The organism is Mangrovibacter yixingensis (assembly GCF_020523985.1).
Classification (GTDB): Bacteria; Pseudomonadota; Gammaproteobacteria; order Enterobacterales; family Enterobacteriaceae; genus Mangrovibacter; species Mangrovibacter yixingensis.
The window spans coordinates 1,516,206-1,534,329 of record NZ_JAIVKM010000001.1 but is presented as its reverse complement, the minus strand read 5'-3'; the positions used below and the strand labels follow the sequence as shown (position 1 = coordinate 1,534,329).

Below are 18,124 nucleotides of genomic sequence, written 5' to 3'. Positions count from 1 at the left end.
TTCTGGATAACGCAGAAGTGCAGTATTATCACAGTCTGTTCTTTTGACTGATATATAGGTTCCCGCCATGCGCCTTGAAGTGTTTTGTGAAGACCGCCTTGGGCTCACGCGTGAGTTGCTCGATCTACTGGTGCTGCGTGGCATCGACTTACGGGGCATTGAAATTGATCCCATCGGGCGTATTTATCTCAATTTTTCCACCCAGGCATTTGATACGTTCAGCAGTTTGATGGCGGAAATTCGCCGTATTCCGGGCGTATCTGATGTACGCACAGTACCCTGGATGCCAACAGAACGGGAGCATCGGGCATTGAGCGCGTTACTGGAAGCTCTGCCTGAACCCGTATTATCGCTGGATATGAAAAGCAAAGTGGAAATGGCTAACCCGGCATGCTGTGCATTGTTTGGGCAAGATGCGGATAAACTCAGAAATCACAACGCTGCCAGCCTGATTTCTGGTTTTAATTTTGTCCGCTGGCTGGAAAGCCGCCCCGTTGTATCACATACCGAACACGTAGTGATTAACGGGCAAAATTTTCTGATGGAAATTACGCCTGTACAAGTTGAAGCAGAAGACAGTGGCGAAACTGTACCAGGTGGGGCAGTTGTCATGCTCCAGTCAACTATTCGTATGGGGCGGCAGTTGCAGAATCTGAATAACCACAATGTGGAAGCCTTTAGCCAGGTTGTTGCTGCGAGTGGTGCAATGCGTCATGTTGTTGACCTGGCGCGCAAAGTTGCCGCCCTGAATGCTCCATTGTTAATCGTCGGTGAAACGGGTACAGGTAAAGATTTGTTTGCCAGAGCTTGTCATATGGCAAGCCCCCGTGCAGAAAAACCCTACCTGGCGCTGAACTGTGCTTCAATTCCTGAAGATGCTGTTGAAAGTGAACTATTTGGCCATGCTGCCGGGGCTTACGCTAACGCTACGGAGGGGAAAAAAGGATTTTTCGAACAGGCCAATGGCGGTTCTGTCCTGCTGGATGAGATTGGTGAAATGTCGCCACGTATGCAGGCAAAACTGTTGCGCTTTCTCAACGATGGCACTTTCCGCCGTGTTGGTGATGAGCAAGAAGTGCATGTCGATGTGCGTGTTATCTGTGCCACACAGAAAAACCTTGTTGAATTAGTGCAAAAGGGTGCCTTTCGTGAAGATCTCTATTATCGGCTGAATGTACTTACACTCAATCTTCCTCCTTTGCGTGATTGCCCGCAGGACATCATGCCACTCACCGAGTTGTTTGTTGCGCGGTTTGCTGATGAACAAGGGGTGCCACGCCCGAAGCTATCATCAGAATTAAGCTCTGTGCTTTCCCGTTACAACTGGCCGGGTAATGTGCGGCAGTTAAAAAATGCGATTTACCGTGCGCTGACCCAGCTTGAAGGATATGAACTACGCTCTCAGGATATTCTATTGCCGGATGTGGATGCCAGTGTCATGCCTGTGGGGGATGACGTGATGGAAGGTTCGCTGGATGACATTACACGGCGCTTCGAACGGGCAGTGCTGGTACAGCTTTATCGTAATTACCCCAGTACACGTAAACTGGCAAGGCGCCTGGGTGTGTCACATACCGCTATTGCTAATAAGCTAAGGGAATATGGCCTGAGTAGCCGTAAAGCAGAAGAATAAATAGGTAAAAAAAAGCCGGTTATAATCTAACCGGCTTTTTCTATTACAGATAAAACAATCAGCCTTTGAGTGCGGCCAGAGCTGCGTCGTAATCAGGTTCTTCAGTGATTTCATTGACCAGTTGGCTGAAAATCACTTCATCTTTCTCGTTAATCACAACAACTGCGCGTGCAGTCAGGCCTTTCAGCGCACCATCATCAATGCCTACGCCATAAGTATCCTGGAATTCAGGGTGGCGCAGAGTGGAAAGAGTCACGACGTTGCTGAGGCCTTCAGCACCACAGAAACGAGACTGAGCAAACGGCAGGTCAGCAGAAATACACAACACAACAGTGTTATCCATTTCAGTTGCCAACTGGTTGAATTTGCGAACAGAGGCTGCACAAACACCAGTATCAATGCTCGGGAAAATATTCAGAACTTTACGCTTGCCCGCATAATGGCTCAGGGAGATATCTGCAAGGTCTTTAGCAACCAGAGTGAATGCCGCAGCAGCACTACCTGCCTGAGGAATCTGACCTTTAACGGCAACCGGGTTACCCTGAAAATGAACGAGTTGTGACATAGTTATTTTCCTGTTCTCATATTGTTAACGCTCAAACTAGTGTAAGCCAACTACTGGCGAATGAATATAAAAAATTATTTACATACTATGTATTTTGATGCCTAAAAAATGAATCGACCGCAGATAAACATCGGTGCCATCCAGGTTACTCAGCCGGTAACAGTTAAGTACGCCATCGTTGAAGGTATATACTGCTTTAAACACAAAAGGGATGAACAGTAATGAGAAATGTCAGCGTGTACGAGGAATCATGGCCACTCAATACACCGTTCACTATTGCACGTGGCACTCGCGAGCAAGCTATTGTGGTGGTGGTCGAAATCGAAGATGCCGGAATAAAGGCTGTAGGGGAATGTACACCTTATTTGCGCTATGGCGAAACGGCAGCTTCCGTGATGGCTCAGATAACAACGGTTATACCTGCATTACAGCAAGGCCTGAGCCGCCATGAACTACAAGTGGCATTGCCTCCTGGAGCTGCGCGCAATGCTGTTGATTGTGCATTATGGAACCTCGAGGCCTGCCTGGCAGGGCTAACGCTGCCTCAATATTTGCGCACACCGCTACCCGAGAGTGTCGTGATGGCCCAGACCGTGGTTATCGATACCCCGGAAAGAATGGCTCAAGCGGCCAGGAGGCTGTGGTTGGGTGGAGCACATTTACTAAAAATAAAGCTTGATGATCGACTGATAACTGAACGCATGGTTGCGATTCGAACTGCTGTACCGGAAGCAACACTGATTGTCGATGCCAACGAATCATGGCATGTCGAAGGGCTGGCCGCACGTTGTCAGCTACTGGCAGATCTCAATGTAGCGATGCTGGAACAACCCTTGCCAGCCGCTGAAGATTCTGCACTGGCGCATTTCGTCCATCCTTTACCCATTTGTGCAGATGAATCCTGCCACACACGGTCCCAACTCGGCGAGTTGTTACACCGTTACGAGATGGTGAATATTAAGCTCGATAAAGCCGGAGGGCTGACAGAAGCGCTGGCATTGCAGCAGGCGGCTATTTCCGCAGGTTTCGAGATAATGTTAGGTTGTATGCTGTGTACATCCCGAGCTATTACCGCCGCCTTGCCGCTAACCCCGGCTGCACGTTTTCTTGATTTGGATGGCCCATCCTGGCTGGCTGTAGATGTTGAGCCTGGTCTCAACTTTACACCAGGCATGCTGCATCTCTAATCCGAGTACTCAAGCAGGCTGATAATTCCCTCCAGGTAGCGCTCACAGGCTGAATCAGCGGAGACAGGGGGTAACTCTGCTGTAATACATGGCAGATTGTTATCTTTGCACCAACTCCCAAATGAACCCGGTGTGGCGTATCCCACACTGGTTACCAGTGGTAATGTCAACGTTTTTGCCAACCATTGCCCCAGCACAGAGCGGTAAGGGTCCTCAATACAGGCCAATGGCTCATGAAAAGAGACCACCCAGGCAGGTTTTATTCGGGTGATTAATTGGCAAAGTGCCGATGTTTCAGGCTCTGAGCCAGAAAATTCCCCGGCCGAGAGTTTCACGTCACGTACTGGAGCCTGTGTGTTCCACCGGTACACCGTTTCGCCTGGTTTCCAATTCGCTGCTGGGAAATTGCGGTTTAAATCTACGCCGCGAAAATTAGCACGTATGCCACTTTGGCAGCCATCGGGATTAACACAAAGAATGACATGATGCCGACGCTGTGATTCGTCAAGTGTGCGAAGCGCACAAGAAAGCGCGACAATACTGGCACTTTCGTCACCGTGTGTGCCAGCAATAATTAACCCTGTTGAAGGCTGCATTTCTGTTGCCGGGAACCAGAGTAGTGGAGCGCCACTAAAACTGGTTCCATACTGCAATGGCGCGTTTTGAAAATTACCTCGTAATGGTCTCGAACGTGATAAGGGCATAAATCACCTTGTTGTTAGCATCACCTGTGGAGAAACGAAGCCGTTTCGCCTGCCCAGGCGAGTGTGTGTGCCACTCAACTCAAAATAGATAACAAAGTATTGCAGAATATTTGCAATTCCTCCCGTCAAAACAAATAATTATCAAAAGCGCCAACTCGAGCGGGAACAAATTTAATCAGGGCTGCCACATGAAACTTGTTACACGATTGCTTTGTAGTGCGGTTATTGTCAGTGGTACCACAACGGTGGCACTTGCCGCTGAGGTGCCACCCGGAACGCAGCTTGCTGCCAAACAGGAATTGAATCGTCATATCAAAGATGAACCCGCCTCACTGGACCCCGCCAAAGCTGTTGGGTTGCCTGAAATTCAAGTTATTCGTGACTTATTTGAAGGGCTGACTAATCAGGATGCAACAGGTGCGTTGATCCCAGGCGTCGCAACAAAATGGCAGACCAATAATAACCGTATCTGGACTTTTACCTTGAGGCCGGATGCTCGCTGGTCAGATGGCTCCCCAGTGAGTGCGCAGGATTTTGTCTACAGTTGGCGCCGTTTGGTTGACCCGAAAACAACGTCTCCGTTTGCGTCATTTGCGGCGTTAGCTGGAATAGAAAATGCCCAGGCTATTATTGAAGGTAAGTTGCCGCCGGAAAAGCTTGGGGTAAGTGCACTTGATAACAGAACATTACAAGTCCAGCTTGATAAAAATGTCCCGTTTTTCCCTTTATTGACGGCTAGTTTTGCGCTTTACCCAGTCAAGCAGGCGAATGTCGAAAAGAATGGTAATGACTGGACGCGCCCAGACAATCTGGTTGGCAATGGCGCTTTTGTGCTGGATTCACGTGTGGTGAATGAAAAATTGGTCCTGACGCCGAACAGGCAATATTGGGATAACGCTAAAACAGTTCTCACCAAAGTGACATTTATTCCAATTAACCAGGAGTCTTCAGCAACTAAACGCTACCTGGCTGGCGGTATTGATATCACGGAGTCTTTCCCTAAAAACATGTACCAGAAGCTGCTGGATACAATACCCGGGCAAGTTTATACGCCACCACAGTTAGGGACATACTATTACGCATTTAATACCCAAAAAGGGCCGACAGCAGATCAACGCGTTCGTGTCGCACTTAGCCTGGCTATTGACCGCGATATTATTGCTAACAAGGTTTTGGGTACAGGGGAGAAACCCGCCTGGCACTTTACACCGGATGTGACCCACGGGTTCACGCCACAACCCGCTTTATTCCAGGAGATGACACAGGAAGAACGGGATTTGCAGGCAAAAATGTTGCTGAAAGCAGCAGGTTATGGGCCTGAAAAACCGCTTAAACTATCACTCCTTTACAATACCTCAGAAAACCACCAAAAAATCGCTATTGCCATTGCATCCATGTGGAGAAAAGCACTGGGTGCGGAAGTGGTTTTGAAAAACCAGGAATGGAAAACCTATCTGGACAGCCGTCGTAGTGGGAACTTTGATGTTATTCGTGCATCCTGGATAGGTGATTACAACGAAGCATCAACATTTTTATCTCTTCTGACATCAACTAATAGTGGGAATATTTCGCGTTTCAGCTCAAGCGCCTATGACAAAATTATTGCCCAGGCCGGTAGTGAAACGAACGAAGTAGCCCGTAATAAAGACTATGATGAGGCAGAAAAGATACTCGCGGAACAGGCACCGATTGCTCCTATTTACCAGTACACAAATGGGCGTTTGATTAAGCCCTGGGTCAAAGGTTACCCAATAGATAACCCCGAAGATGTCGCATACAGCAGGACGATGTACATCATCAAGCATTAACGCGGTGTGTGCACCAGATAGAGTTGGGCCAGGATTTCGCCATAATTTGTGATGACGTGCAATTTTTGCCCAACTGAGTGTTGATCAGATTTATCTGATATCTTATTATCGTTTTGCCCCCAAAGAGCTAACACCACTTCTGTGAGTGCCGGAGATAAGCGCCGGAGGGGCAAATCTCCTCTCTTCTTTACCGCCTGCAATCTTTCCTGTTTTCCTATATTTACCGAGTTTTATTAAGGTTCATCCATCCTGTTCGCGACGGCCATTGCACCTGGGATTGAGTGAAGGCAAGATAGCGCCTGAATAAAAAGGAGATTGTATGCAGGAACTCATGCATTTTGCCGGGCGTTACGGCATTAATTTAAATAATTCAATGGCTCTGGCTGCAGTATTGGCGATCATTTTTTTAACCGCTGTAGTGGTTCACTTCGTGTTACACAGCCTTGTATTGCGTGCCTTTGAAAAGCGCGCCAGGAGCAGTAACAAGCTCTGGCTACAAGTTATTACTCAGCACCACCTCTTTCACCGGCTCGCTTTTGTTCTCCAGGGCATTATTGTGCATATCCAGACTTTGCTCTGGCTGGAGCAGGGGAGCGATGCCAGCATTTTCTTGCTCGCCGCTGCTCAATTGTGGGTAATGCTGTATGGGTTGTTGGCATTTTTCTCACTCATGGATGTCTCTTTCGTGGTTTCTCGCAAGCTGCCATTTGCTGGAAATCTGCCGCTCAAAGGGATTATCCAGAGTATGAAACTGCTGGGTGCCATTGTTATTGGCATTATGATGATCTCGGTATTAATCGGGAAATCACCAGCAATATTGATTAGCGGCCTGGGTGCCATGGCTGCGGTATTAATGTTAGTTTTTAAAGACCCAATTCTTGGCCTGGTGGCAGGGATTCAGCTTTCAGCTAACCGCATGCTAAACCAGGGTGACTGGCTGGAAATGCCGAAATATGGCGCTGATGGTGCAGTGACTGACATAGGGCTGACAACCGTTAAGGTAAGAAACTGGGATAACACAATAACCACAATCCCAACTTACGCTCTGGTCTCTGATGCCTTTAAAAACTGGCAAGGGATGTCTGAATCAGGCGGGCGGCGTATTAAGCGCAGTATCAACATAGATACCACCAGCATACATTTCCTCTCAGAGGATGAACTGGCGCACTTGCAGCAGTCGCGTATTTTGACGCCATACCTGGCACAAAAAAAAGACGAACTGTCTGCCTGGAACCGCGAACATGACCAGGAATCCGGCTCAGCACTGAATGTACGGCAAATGACAAATGTCGGGACATTTCGTGCCTATTTGACCGCGTATCTCAACCAGCACCCCAAAATTCACCATAACATGACAACCATGGTCCGCCAGCTATCTCCGGGTGTGGATGGTTTACCCCTGGAAATTTACGCATTCACCAATACAGTTGCCTGGCTCGAGTACGAAGCTATTCAGTCAGATATTTTTGATCACATTTATGCAGTAATTGGTGAATTCGGTTTACGCGTGCATCAATCACCTACCGGTAATGATATGCGCAATCTGGGTAAATCCGTGCGTATATAACCATAACCTTGGGTCAGGCTTCGCGGATAACGAATAATGGCAACGGCGTTTTCATCAAACTAAGCAGTTGAAATTGTGTTGCAGTGGTAACATCACGGTTGATTTTACCACTGTGCCACACAATACTGCCGATATAGCCCAACTGCCGCCACACCACAATAATTGGCACTAACAACGCAGCAAGTGTGTCATTTTGGTTGCATTCCAGTGTGGCATAATTTTCGTCATCGAGTTCATTAATAAAAATATGAATCCCTTCATTAGGTAATAAAGCCTTAATGTCACCAAGAATGGCGTTACTGACAGAGCGCGAGAGCCGCAGGTTGACTCGTGGGTGATGTGTCCGGTTATCAGTCATTTGGTACCGTTGCGATGATATTTATAATATAACCAGTATATCAATATTTATGCCCCGGTTCTCCACAGGTATGTTCAGCAGACGCAGGTTTTTTGATATAGAGAGCAATGTATATAACAAGTAATGATTTTTATATTCTGAGGTTTTTACGTCTTTTTGACATGAATTTTGTGCAGGGCATTAATACGGGAAGGTGATAACAGGGAGATAAAAATAAGAAGAAAGAGGATATTGAACGGGTTGGTTATATATTGCGCACCAGTTCGGCGGAGCGTAATTTATCAATTCCTGAGAACAATAACAGCGATAACAGCAGGGCACACTAAATGCTCTGCTTTTTTAAGCACTATGCTTGCTGAACTGTTTTTTCTGTTGGCTGCCCTGTCCCTGGGTGAAATACCTGGTACTGGTTCCGTCCACTGTTCTTAGCGTAATAAAGCGCACTGTCTGCGCGGGAAATCAGCTGGCTTGCATTTAGCCCACCAGACCATTCAGCAATACCGATACTCACCGTGACTTTAGTGGCAACATCTGAAGCCTTGTGTTCAATACTTCTCATACTTAACGCACTTAGAATGCGCTTTGCAATCTCTTTCGCTTCAGCTGCTGAGGCCTGAGGAAGTAACACAATAAACTCCTCACCACCAAACCGTCCTACTAAATCAAGATTAGCTCGCACTGCGCTTTCTATGGATTCAGCAACCTGAATCAGGCACGAATCACCAGCCTGGTGCCCATAAAAATCGTTATAGTTTTTGAACTTATCGACATCGATCATGAGCATAGAAAAAGCGCTTTCACGCGGCTGAAAAGAAGCGCGTTGTACGGTTTTATCCAACACAACCTGAAAGGACCTTCTGTTAGCTAACCCGGTAAGAGGATCACAGTTGGCCTGAATCTCCAGGCGCTGAATTAAATCGTTATTCTCTTGTTCCCGGTGAATAGCCAGCACAAACCACGAATTGAGCATTCGCCTGGCCGACTCAACCAGTAAGGCCAGCGCAATATAAGCCAACACATTCACGACAGTGATATAGCTGGTGAATACCAGGCTGGTAGCAATAATGGCAAACTGAAGTGGCACACTGAAAAAAAACCACGCCACAGTATCAACATAAAGCGCTATCAGCCCGGTTAACAATAAAATTGAGGCAAGAGCGAAAATAACAGGCCGGCCGCCACTGGCAAATAGCAAAAACAGCACCAGACACCAGTTCAGGCTCAGTACCAGCATAGTCGCACGTAACATTGTCCATATTTTGCGGGAGAGCCTGTCCGGTGAGTATCTCAGAATGTACAACACAGCAGCAGTGATAATCATGACCGCAAATAACGGTAAATGTGTAAAGTCTGCATGCCCGGCAGGAATCGCAAGAGTGACCCTAGGATTGAAGTAATAGCGAACCAAAATAACAATGCTAAACAATAAGTTAACCCAAAGAAACCAGTTGGCACTCATAATTATGGCGTGCTGGCGGGTTCGCTCGAAGCGCAAGTCAAATGCCTTACATACTTTACGTCTGAACAAATCAGGTTCCTGTTGGCGAAAGTGTTACATACCAATGCTACAAAGGATTTTAGTAGAATGTTATATAAGGTGTGAAGTTTTGCTAAATTTATAGTAAAAACCGGGTCATAGCAGCATCCACGTAGCACTATGATGGAACACGCTGAGAGCGAACAGGGGGCAAATTTGAGTGGGTTAACCGGACATGACTTTTTCGTTTCTGATGCTGTTTTTACCTGGCGTTTTGATGGTATGGGCGGTATTTCCCCTTTGGAAGAAACAGATAGCATTGATAAGCAACATCCTTGTTGGCTGCATCTGAATTACACTCATCCACAAAGTGCCAACTGGCTGGAAAATTCCCCTTTATTACCGGATATCGCCAGAGACCTGTTGGCAGGGGAAAGCCTGCGTCCACGCGTTACCCGCATGGGTGAAGGTACATTCATTACATTGCGTTGTATTAATGGCAGTACGGATGAGCGGCCCGACCAACTGGTTGCCATGCGGATGTACATTAATGAAAACATGATAATCACCTCACGTCAGCGGCAGGTTCTGGCTCTGGATGATGTTATTAATGACCTTAAAGCCGGAACAGGTGCGAAAGATGTCGGGGGTTGGTTGGTTGATGTATGCGATGCCCTGACTGACCATGCCAGTGAGTTTATTGAGCAGTTACATGACCAAATTATAGATCTTGAAGATGACCTGCTAGATCAGCAGGTACCTCAGCGAGGGCATCTGGCATTATTGCGCAAGCAACTGATAGTCATGCGCCGCTATATGGCTCCACAGCGTGATGTGTATGCACGGCTTGCCAGTGAGCGTCTGGTGTGGATGGACGATGACGAAAGGCGTCGTATGCAGGATATCGCAGACCGGTTAGGCCGGGGGCTTGATGAAATTGATGCCTGTATCGCTCGCACCGCAATTATGGCTGATGAAATATCACAAATGATGCAGGAATCATTATCTCGCCGCTCTTATACCATGTCTCTTATGGCGATGGTTTTTCTCCCAAGCACGTTTCTCACCGGTTTATTTGGCGTCAATTTGGGGGGGATCCCCGGTGGCAGTTGGGGGTTCGGTTTCCCTTTCTTCTGCCTTATGTTGGTGATTCTTGTTGTTGCTGTTATTTTATGGTTAAAACGTAGTAACTGGCTGTAAATAACAAGAATTATCGAGCTAAAGGGACAATTATATTGAGCCATGTCAATAAAATCGCCCAGTGAAAAAGGCAATATCAATCTCGCAGGTGAATGCAACGTCAAGCGATGGGCGTTGCGCTCCATATTGTCTTACTTCCTTTTTTGAATTACTGCATAGCAAGATTAATTCGTACGACGCCGACAAAATTTGTCGGCTTTTTTTTGCCTGTTTTCTTGGGCGTTCTAAGCTTATGCAGGAAGCAAAAGGAGGCAATATGAAATGTGAGCCTTTTCCTGCGGAGCCGGTTCCGGTGACTAAGCCACACCCGCGTCCGGAACCTGTTCCCCATGAACCCGAACCGGATCCTGACCCACATCCATTAGTGCATCATCTGTTGTCATAAACTGAAGTATGGATACTGCCTGTAGGCTGGGTTCAGGAGGATTAACACAAAGAGCAAACAAGGTAGTGGGAAAGTAGTGGGAAGGGCGCGGGAAAGTATAAAACGGGCTATTGAGCCCGTTTTATCTTGATCATTTAAGTTCCAGCACATCCAGCCGTTGGCTTTTCGACTCCTCATCGGCTTCCCAACCCGCGGGTGTTAATGGGATATCCTGGCGGTCAAAGGCCAGATCCCCACCATCAACAACCTCACTACCGTGATGAATGCCTTTAAAATCGAATAATTCGGTGTCACATAGGTGAGAAGGGATAACATCTTGCATAGCCCGGAACATGGTTTCAATGCGGCCCGGATAGTGTTTATCCCAGTCACGCAGCATGTCACCAATAACCTGCCGCTGCAGATTGGGTTGTGAACCACACAGGTTACACGGGATAATCGGAAATGCTTTTGCCGTGGAGAACCGTTCAATATCCTTTTCGCGGCAATACGCAAGTGGGCGAATAACGATGTGTTTGCCGTCATCACTCATCAGTTTTGGTGGCATCCCTTTCAGTTTACCGCCATAGAACATGTTCAAAAACAAAGTCTGCAGGATGTCATCACGGTGGTGGCCAAGAGCAATCTTAGTGGCACCAATTTCGGTGGCTGTACGGTACAAGATCCCCCGCCGTAAGCGTGAGCACAGTGAGCAGGTCGTTTTCCCTTCAGGGATTTTATCTTTGACGATAGCGTAAGTATTCTCTTCGACAATTTTGTACTCAACGCCAATACTTTCAAGGTATTCCGGCAGAATGTGCTCTGGAAAACCAGGCTGTTTCTGGTCGAGATTCACAGCTATCAGGGTAAAATTAACCGGTGCGCTTTGCTGCAAGTTACGCAGTATTTCCAACATGGTATAACTGTCTTTACCGCCAGAAAGGCAAACCATAATACGGTCGCCTTCTTCAATCATATTGAAATCGGCGATAGCTTCACCCACATTACGGCGCAGGCGCTTTTGCAACTTGTTCAGGTTATATTGTTCTTTCTTTGTAACGTCTTGATTATCTTGCATTCTAAAAATCTCGGGCAGTAACAAGAAAACAGGGCAGTGTAACGCGGCAACAGCCGTACAGGCATGCTCTTATATTTCTCGTTTCAACAGGGTTGCCGAACAGGTTAAGGCTCAGAAAAAAAGTATGCTGCGTATGGTACGGATTACCACGGCGAAAGCCAGCATGTTTTCACCACTTACTGCTTTTATAGGCAGGCATTTGCTACAGGCTCTGGCTGCCCGGGTAAATACAGGAACACTGGCTCGGTATATCAATATTTTTTGGTAAAGCCACCACTTCGATAACGCGATATTGGGTGGCTTGTTACTGTGAGTTTCGCATTGGGTTCTGACATCCCCCGGAATTTATCCGGGGGCGTATTCTTATCCTGCTGGCTGGGCAGTCCCGCCTTTCCCGGCCAGCATAGACAGAAAATCATAACGTTTTTGCAGCTCATCTGCTGCGTCTTTCCACAATTGTTCAGCCACTTCAGGCTGCTGGCTGTTCAGCCTTTTAAATCGCTGCTCGTTTAGCAAAGTTTCTCGCAGCGCATCTGACGGTGGGCGTGAATCAAGCTGTAGTGGGATTTTGCCTTGCTCTGCACGCTGAGGGTCAAACCGATACAAGGGCCAAAAACCACTGGTGGTCAGTTGGCGCATCTGGTCGTGGCTTAATGCGAGATTGTAGCCATGTTCTTCACAAGGGCTGTAAGCAATTATCAGAGAAGGGCCATGCCAGGCCTCTGCTTCCTGAATTGCTTTAACAGTCTGGTTTAATTGGGCTCCCAACGATATTTGTGCCACATAGACATGGCCGTACATCATCACGCTAACACCCAGGTCCTTACGTGCCTTGCGTTTACCACTTTCACCAAACTTGGTCACAGCACCTAATGGAGTTGCTTTGGATGCCTGGCCACCCGTGTTCGAATAACACTGGGTATCAAGCACCAGAACATTGACGTTCTCTGTCAGGCTCATCACATGGTCCAAACCGCCATAGCCAATATCATAGGCCCAGCCGTCACCACCAATCAGCCAAACAGAACGTTCAACTAATGAATCAGCTGCTTGCATGAGTTCTTTAGCCGTGTGTGTGCCAATATCAGCCAGCAGAACGCGTAATTGTGTGATTTGCTGGCGGCGTTCTTCAACATTGGCTGGTGCAGACAATGCCTCACACAATGCTGTGGGAAGTATGGCGCTGAGTTCATGCAACAACCGCCCGGCACGTTGGCGGTGCTGGGTTTGCGATAAGCGAAAGCCCAGGCCAAATTCAGCGTTATCTTCAAATAATGAGTTTGCCCAGGCGGGGCCCCGGCCGTTAGCATCTGTTGTCCATGGTGTAGTTGGCAGGTTGCCACCGTAAATGGAAGAACAGCCAGTGGCGTTGGCAACCAATAAACGATCGCCGAAAAGCTGAGTAAGCAGTTTGATATAAGGTGTTTCCCCGCATCCTGAGCAGGCACCGGAATACTCAAACAAAGGCGTAAGCAATTGTGAAGTCCGAATATCTATTCGTTCAAGGGTGCTGCGGTCCCGGTCTGGCATAGCAAGGAAGAAATCATAATGCTGTTTTTCCTGTTCAACATGCTCCAGCCGGGGCTGCATATTGATCGCTTTAATTTCTGGGTTTTCTCGGTCTTTTGCCGGGCAAACTTCAACACAAAGGTCACAACCGGTACAGTCTTCAGGCGCAACTTGCAGAACATATTTCTGGCCACGCATGTCACGGGATTTCACATCCAGAGATTGCAGTGTTTCCGGTGCAGAACGGAGTGCCTCCGGTTCGACGACTTTCGCGCGTATTGCTGAATGTGGGCAAGCGGCAACACAATGATTGCACTGGGTGCATATCCCAGGATTCCAGATGGGGATAGACTCAGCAATGTTGCGTTTTTCCCAGCGAGTTGTGCCAACCGGCCAGGTACCATCCGGGGGGAAAGCGGAAACCGGGAGTTTGTCACCGAGCCCGGCAATCATTGCGCTGGTAACAGTTTTAACGAAATCAGGTGCGGTATCTGCAACAACTGGCGGCATGTGGTGGCTGCCATTATCCACATCACCAGGCGGTACTTCATGAAGCGATGATTCCGCCAGCGCTAAAGCCTGCCAGTTACGTTCAACCAGCTCCTGGCCTTTGCTCTGGTAACTTTTCGCAATGGCCCCTTGCAGGGCCTCCAGAGCGGTATTGCCAGGTAACAACTGAGTTAAATGGAAAAAAGCCATTTGCATAACGGTGTTTATCCTGGCCCCTAACTGGCACTCTCTGGCGATTTTTGCCGCGTTTATCACCCACAAACGGGCTTTTTTATGGCGCAACATAGCCTGTACTTCCTGTGGAAGCCGTTGCCACACGTCCTTTTCCGGGTAAGGTGTGTTGACCAGAAAAATCCCACCGGGTTTGAGCTTATCTACCATTGGGTATTTATCAATGAATTGCCACTGGTGGCAGCCTATAAAATCAGCTTCTTCTACCAGCCAGGTGGACCTCACAGGCGCATCAGCGATCCGCAGGTGGGAGACTGTCAGCCCACCTGCTTTTTTGGAGTCATACACGAAGTAGCCTTGTGAGTACCAGGGCGTACTGTTGCCGATAATTTTAATGTTATTTTTGGTCGCTGAAACGGAACCATCGCTCCCCAGGCCATAAAACAGTGCTTCAAGGCGTGATGATGACGGCAGGGTTTCCGCCGGTAAAGGCAGTGAAAGATGGGTAATATCATCAAAAATACCGACGGTGAAACGGGCAGGTGGCTCAGCCTGGTTAAGTGCATTAAAGATAGCCAGCACACAGCGTGGGTCGAACTCTTTTGAGGATAACCCATAGCGCCCACCAATAACCCGTGGGAGTGTCGCACGTTTGTGTTGCTGCCAGGCCTGAGCCAGCGTTGTCATAACATCAAGGTAAAGTGGTTCAGCAACCGAACCCGGTTCTTTTGTGCGATCCATGACGGCAATATCAGTAACAGAAGTGGGCAGGGCCGCCAGAAAATGTTCGGCACTGAACGGGCGGAATAAACGTACTTTTAGAACCCCAACTTTCTCGCCCTTAGCAACCAGGTAATCGACGACTTCTTCGCAACAACCCGCGGCAGAACCCATGATTATCACCACACGTTCAGCTTGTTGGTGCCCATAATAATCAAAGGGGCGATAATGCCGCCCGGTTTGCTCGCCAAACCTCACCATAGCCTGTTCAATTATGCTACTCAGTTGGTCATACCATGGGTTTGTGGCTTCACGGGCCTGAAACCAGGTATCTGGGTTAGCGGATGTACCGCGAATAACAGGGTGCTCAGGGTCCAGGGCTCTTTGCCGGTGGGCCTGGATAGCTGATTCAGGCATCAGAGCCAGCAATGTTTCATCGCTCAGAGGCGAGATTTTATTAATCTCGTGTGAGGTGCGGAAACCATCGAAAAAATGAACAAAAGGCACTCGGCTTTCCAGTGTCGCCATCGTGGATATCAATGCAAAATCCTGAGCTTCCTGCACACTCCCTGAGCACAACAAAGCACATCCTGTCTGGCGCACGGCCATAACATCTGAATGGTCACCAAAAATTGATAAAGCATGGGTTGCGACGGTCCTTGCCGCCACATGCAGAACAAATGGCATTAACTGACCCGCAATTTTATACAGTGTCGGGATCATTAATAGTAATCCCTGAGACGAGGTGAAGGATGTGGCAAGGGACCCTGTTTGTAATGCACCGTGAACTGTCGCAATCGCACCACCTTCCGACTGCATTTCAACCACTTTGGGTATATCACCCCATACATTTTTTAGCCCGCTTTCAGACCAGGCGTCCGCCTGCTCAGCCATCACTGAGCTGGGTGTAATAGGGTAAATAGCGATAACTTCATTTAAACGATACGCGACAGACGCGACAGCGCCATTGCCATCAGTGGTTATCATAAACGTTCCTCAACATTGCGTTCATAAGGCCCGCATAGCGCAAGCTTTTTGTCATTATCTTTTGAGTCTAGCAAACTCATCACGAGACAATTTTTCGCCCCGTGTCTTGTGATTCATGAACACTGTTACAGGATGATTCGTGACAGTGTCACTAAATGTGAGGCGGAAAATGTGGCACAGAACAAAAAAAACAGTAAAAACCCTGAAAACTCGAGGACTTCAGGGTCGACGTAGTGAAAAGTGTGGCCTATGATGCAAAGGTTTTGTCAAAAAAGACTATACAGACACAGCTCGGGTGGACAGGAGAGAACGCATGAAGGCAGGCTTTATTTTAGCGGCAGGGGTTTCGCTCTTTTTTCTCACAGCATGCAGTAATGAACCAGTACAACAAGCAACTGCAGCACACACACGCAGCCCATTACAATCAATAATGTCGGGCACAGGGCAGGCAAATTGCGCCATGATTGGCGGAATGGTACTGGGCGCGCGCCAACTTGATGGTTCCATGGTGGGTACATGTGCATTACCCAACGGCAAACGCTGTAATGAGCAGGCCCTTGCCGCGGGCAATTGTGGGACGTACTGATTATTTCGCAGTACCTGCCATGCGCTGGTAAACCAGAGTATTGTCATCTGCTTTCAGGGTAAGCGTATCTGAAGCCAATGATACCGTTGCACCCTGGGTTAGCATTTGGCCGATCACGTTGTCCAGTTGATTCATCTGGGGATCAACGCACAGCATTTTAGTGCTTGCCATCCCCTGGACTGTCAGGGTATTACCCGACAGACTTCCCTGGCCCATAAAGCGGTTACACATGTTGCCCGAGACCTGCATTGTATTGCTGAAGCGGATCCCTGCCGGGCGAGAATTATCAACCAGTGGTTTGCCATTAAATGTTTTCAGTACAAATGCCTGGTCTGCTAATTGCGCGGTACTGGGGGCAGAACTTTCCTGAGCACAACCTGCCAGTGTTATCATAGCCAGCAACGCGGGTATCACTTTTTTCATCTTTACTCCCTGAAATTGTCCATGTCCGTTAGTCAGTGGATGAGGTGTGCTGGCAACGCAAAATTCAACGTAATTACATTGCCAGCACCGCTAAATACCGGGTAACAGCCTTATTGTAGCAAATCAGGCAATCTGATTGGCGCAGGATTCGCCAGCTTCAAGTTGTTTAAGATTATTCAGGGTCGTTTCAGAAATGCTGATTAATGCTTCTGCAGTTAAAAATGCCTGGTGCCCAGTAAATAACACATTGTGGCAGGCGGAAAGGCGTTTGAAGACATCGTCCTGAATAACGTCATTGGATTTATCCTCAAAGAACAGATCACGTTCGTTCTCATAAACATCCATGCCCAGCGCGCCAATTTTCTGCCTCTTCAGTGCGTCGATTGCAGCTTGAGAGTCAACAAGCCCACCACGGCTGGTGTTAATTATCATTACACCATCTTTCATTTGGTCGAAGGCGCTGTGGTCCAATAAATGGTAGTTTTCAGGCGTAAGTGGGCAGTGTAGAGAGATAACATCGGACTGGGAATACAGCGTTTGCAGATCCACATATTCCACCCCCATATCCAGCGCTGCCGCATTTGGGTATGGGTCAAATGCCAGCAGGCGCATCCCAAAACCCTTTAAAATACGCAACATAGCCACACCGATTTTTCCAGTACCAATTACGCCAGCTGTTTTACCGAACAATGTTGTACCGGTGAGGCCTTCCAGAGAGAAATTTGCATCACGCGTGCGTTGATATGCGCGGTGAATACGGCGATTTAGGCTCATCATCAGGCCAATGGCATGTTCAGCTACGGCCTCCGGTGAATACGCAGGTACACGAACAACAGCAATACCCAACTCTTTTGCAGCGTCAAGATCGACATTATTAAAACCCGCACAACGCAATGCGATAAACCTGACACCCAACGTTTTTAGCTCTTCAAGAACCGGGCGGCTACCATCATCATTAACAAAGATACAGACACCATCACAACCTACTGCCGTTTTTGCCGTTTTTTCGGTCAGGAGAAAATCATAGAATTCCAGCTCGAAGCCATAATCCTTGTTCACGTGCTCAAGATATTTTTTGTCATACTGTTTGGTACTGTAGACCGCAAGTTTCATCGGGTTTCTCCAGTCGAAGTTTATATAAATACTGTCACTATTTAATAATATAAACAAATAGTTAAAAGTGGTCTAATTAAGAGGTTTCCATATTAAGGCTTGCCAACCGGTGCCTGGGCTGGTTTAAGGTTTAACGCACTGCACAATCATGTAAAAATAACGCG

Annotated in this window: 16 protein-coding genes; 8 read left to right on the top strand and 8 right to left on the bottom strand. The window is 47.8% G+C overall.

Annotation, left to right across the window (positions count from 1 at the left end; all coding sequences use genetic code 11):
• The first annotated feature begins 67 nt into the window (after window positions 1-67).
• Entirely contained in the window at window positions 68-1,633 is a 1,566-nt protein-coding gene (gene tyrR / locus LC084_RS07080; protein ID WP_226570488.1) for a transcriptional regulator TyrR, read from the top strand.
• 58 nt (window positions 1,634-1,691) lie between these two features.
• On the opposite strand, the gene tpx is transcribed toward tyrR, so the two are convergent.
• Window positions 1,692-2,198, bottom strand: a complete 507-nt coding sequence (tpx, locus tag LC084_RS07075; protein ID WP_226570487.1) for a thiol peroxidase — start codon at window positions 2,196-2,198, stop codon at window positions 1,692-1,694.
• Between the two features lie 221 nt (window positions 2,199-2,419).
• Between tpx and ycjG the strand changes: the two genes are divergently transcribed.
• Window positions 2,420-3,385 carry an L-Ala-D/L-Glu epimerase gene (gene ycjG, locus LC084_RS07070; RefSeq protein ID WP_226570486.1) on the top strand — a complete coding sequence of 322 codons (966 nt, stop codon included), beginning with the start codon at window positions 2,420-2,422 and terminating at the stop codon, window positions 3,383-3,385.
• Here the strand turns inward: ycjG and mpaA are convergent.
• On the bottom strand, window positions 3,382-4,089 hold the full coding sequence (gene mpaA, locus LC084_RS07065) for a murein tripeptide amidase MpaA (protein WP_226570485.1): 708 nt from the start codon (window positions 4,087-4,089) through the stop codon (window positions 3,382-3,384). The two genes, ycjG and mpaA, sit on opposite strands and share 4 nt — an antisense overlap.
• A gap of 188 nt (window positions 4,090-4,277) precedes the next feature.
• On the opposite strand from mpaA, the gene LC084_RS07060 reads away from it, so the two are divergent.
• Together LC084_RS07060 and LC084_RS07055 are read left to right on the top strand one after the other, a co-directional pair.
• Window positions 4,278-5,897, top strand: coding sequence for a peptide ABC transporter substrate-binding protein (locus LC084_RS07060; protein WP_226570484.1), 1,620 nt, complete (start codon window positions 4,278-4,280; stop codon window positions 5,895-5,897).
• A gap of 319 nt (window positions 5,898-6,216) precedes the next feature.
• Window positions 6,217-7,464, top strand: a complete 1,248-nt coding sequence (locus LC084_RS07055; RefSeq protein WP_226570483.1) for a mechanosensitive ion channel family protein — start codon at window positions 6,217-6,219, stop codon at window positions 7,462-7,464.
• Window positions 7,465-7,477: 13 nt separating this feature from the next.
• On the opposite strand, the gene LC084_RS07050 is transcribed toward LC084_RS07055, so the two are convergent.
• Both LC084_RS07050 and LC084_RS07045 read right to left on the bottom strand, forming a co-directional pair.
• On the bottom strand, window positions 7,478-7,822 hold the full coding sequence (locus LC084_RS07050) for a hypothetical protein (RefSeq protein WP_226570482.1): 345 nt from the start codon (window positions 7,820-7,822) through the stop codon (window positions 7,478-7,480).
• 346 nt (window positions 7,823-8,168) lie between these two features.
• Complete coding sequence (locus tag LC084_RS07045; RefSeq protein ID WP_226570481.1) at window positions 8,169-9,350, bottom strand: GGDEF domain-containing protein; 1,182 nt, start codon at window positions 9,348-9,350, stop codon at window positions 8,169-8,171.
• Window positions 9,351-9,482: 132 nt separating this feature from the next.
• On the opposite strand from LC084_RS07045, the gene zntB reads away from it, so the two are divergent.
• Both zntB and LC084_RS07035 read left to right on the top strand, forming a co-directional pair.
• Entirely contained in the window at window positions 9,483-10,499 is a 1,017-nt protein-coding gene (zntB, locus tag LC084_RS07040; protein ID WP_404808357.1) for a zinc transporter ZntB, read from the top strand.
• 256 nt (window positions 10,500-10,755) lie between these two features.
• On the top strand, window positions 10,756-10,884 hold the full coding sequence (locus LC084_RS07035; protein ID WP_264193412.1) for a hypothetical protein: 129 nt from the start codon (window positions 10,756-10,758) through the stop codon (window positions 10,882-10,884).
• A gap of 130 nt (window positions 10,885-11,014) precedes the next feature.
• On the opposite strand, the gene ttcA is transcribed toward LC084_RS07035, so the two are convergent.
• Window positions 11,015-11,941, bottom strand: a complete 927-nt coding sequence (gene ttcA, locus LC084_RS07030; protein ID WP_226570479.1) for a tRNA 2-thiocytidine(32) synthetase TtcA — start codon at window positions 11,939-11,941, stop codon at window positions 11,015-11,017.
• A 124-nt stretch (window positions 11,942-12,065) separates the two neighbouring features.
• Here ttcA and LC084_RS07025 point away from each other — a divergent pair, with 124 nt between their 5' ends.
• Window positions 12,066-12,209 (top strand): hypothetical protein, encoded by a 144-nt coding sequence (locus LC084_RS07025; RefSeq protein ID WP_226570478.1) that lies wholly within the window; start codon window positions 12,066-12,068, stop codon window positions 12,207-12,209.
• Window positions 12,210-12,304: 95 nt separating this feature from the next.
• Here LC084_RS07025 and nifJ read toward each other — a convergent pair whose 3' ends face one another.
• On the bottom strand, window positions 12,305-15,838 hold the full coding sequence (nifJ, locus tag LC084_RS07020; RefSeq protein ID WP_226570477.1) for a pyruvate:ferredoxin (flavodoxin) oxidoreductase: 3,534 nt from the start codon (window positions 15,836-15,838) through the stop codon (window positions 12,305-12,307).
• Between the two features lie 313 nt (window positions 15,839-16,151).
• On the opposite strand from nifJ, the gene LC084_RS07015 reads away from it, so the two are divergent.
• A complete protein-coding gene (locus LC084_RS07015; RefSeq protein WP_226570476.1) occupies window positions 16,152-16,424 on the top strand; it encodes a putative hemolysin in 273 nt (90 codons plus the stop codon).
• Here the strand turns inward: LC084_RS07015 and LC084_RS07010 are convergent, their stop codons facing one another.
• Both LC084_RS07010 and LC084_RS07005 read right to left on the bottom strand, forming a co-directional pair.
• Window positions 16,425-16,847, bottom strand: a complete 423-nt coding sequence (locus LC084_RS07010) for an META domain-containing protein (RefSeq protein WP_226570475.1) — start codon at window positions 16,845-16,847, stop codon at window positions 16,425-16,427.
• Window positions 16,848-16,970: 123 nt separating this feature from the next.
• Complete coding sequence (locus LC084_RS07005; RefSeq protein ID WP_226570474.1) at window positions 16,971-17,960, bottom strand: 2-hydroxyacid dehydrogenase; 990 nt, start codon at window positions 17,958-17,960, stop codon at window positions 16,971-16,973.
• Window positions 17,961-18,124 lie beyond the last annotated feature (164 nt).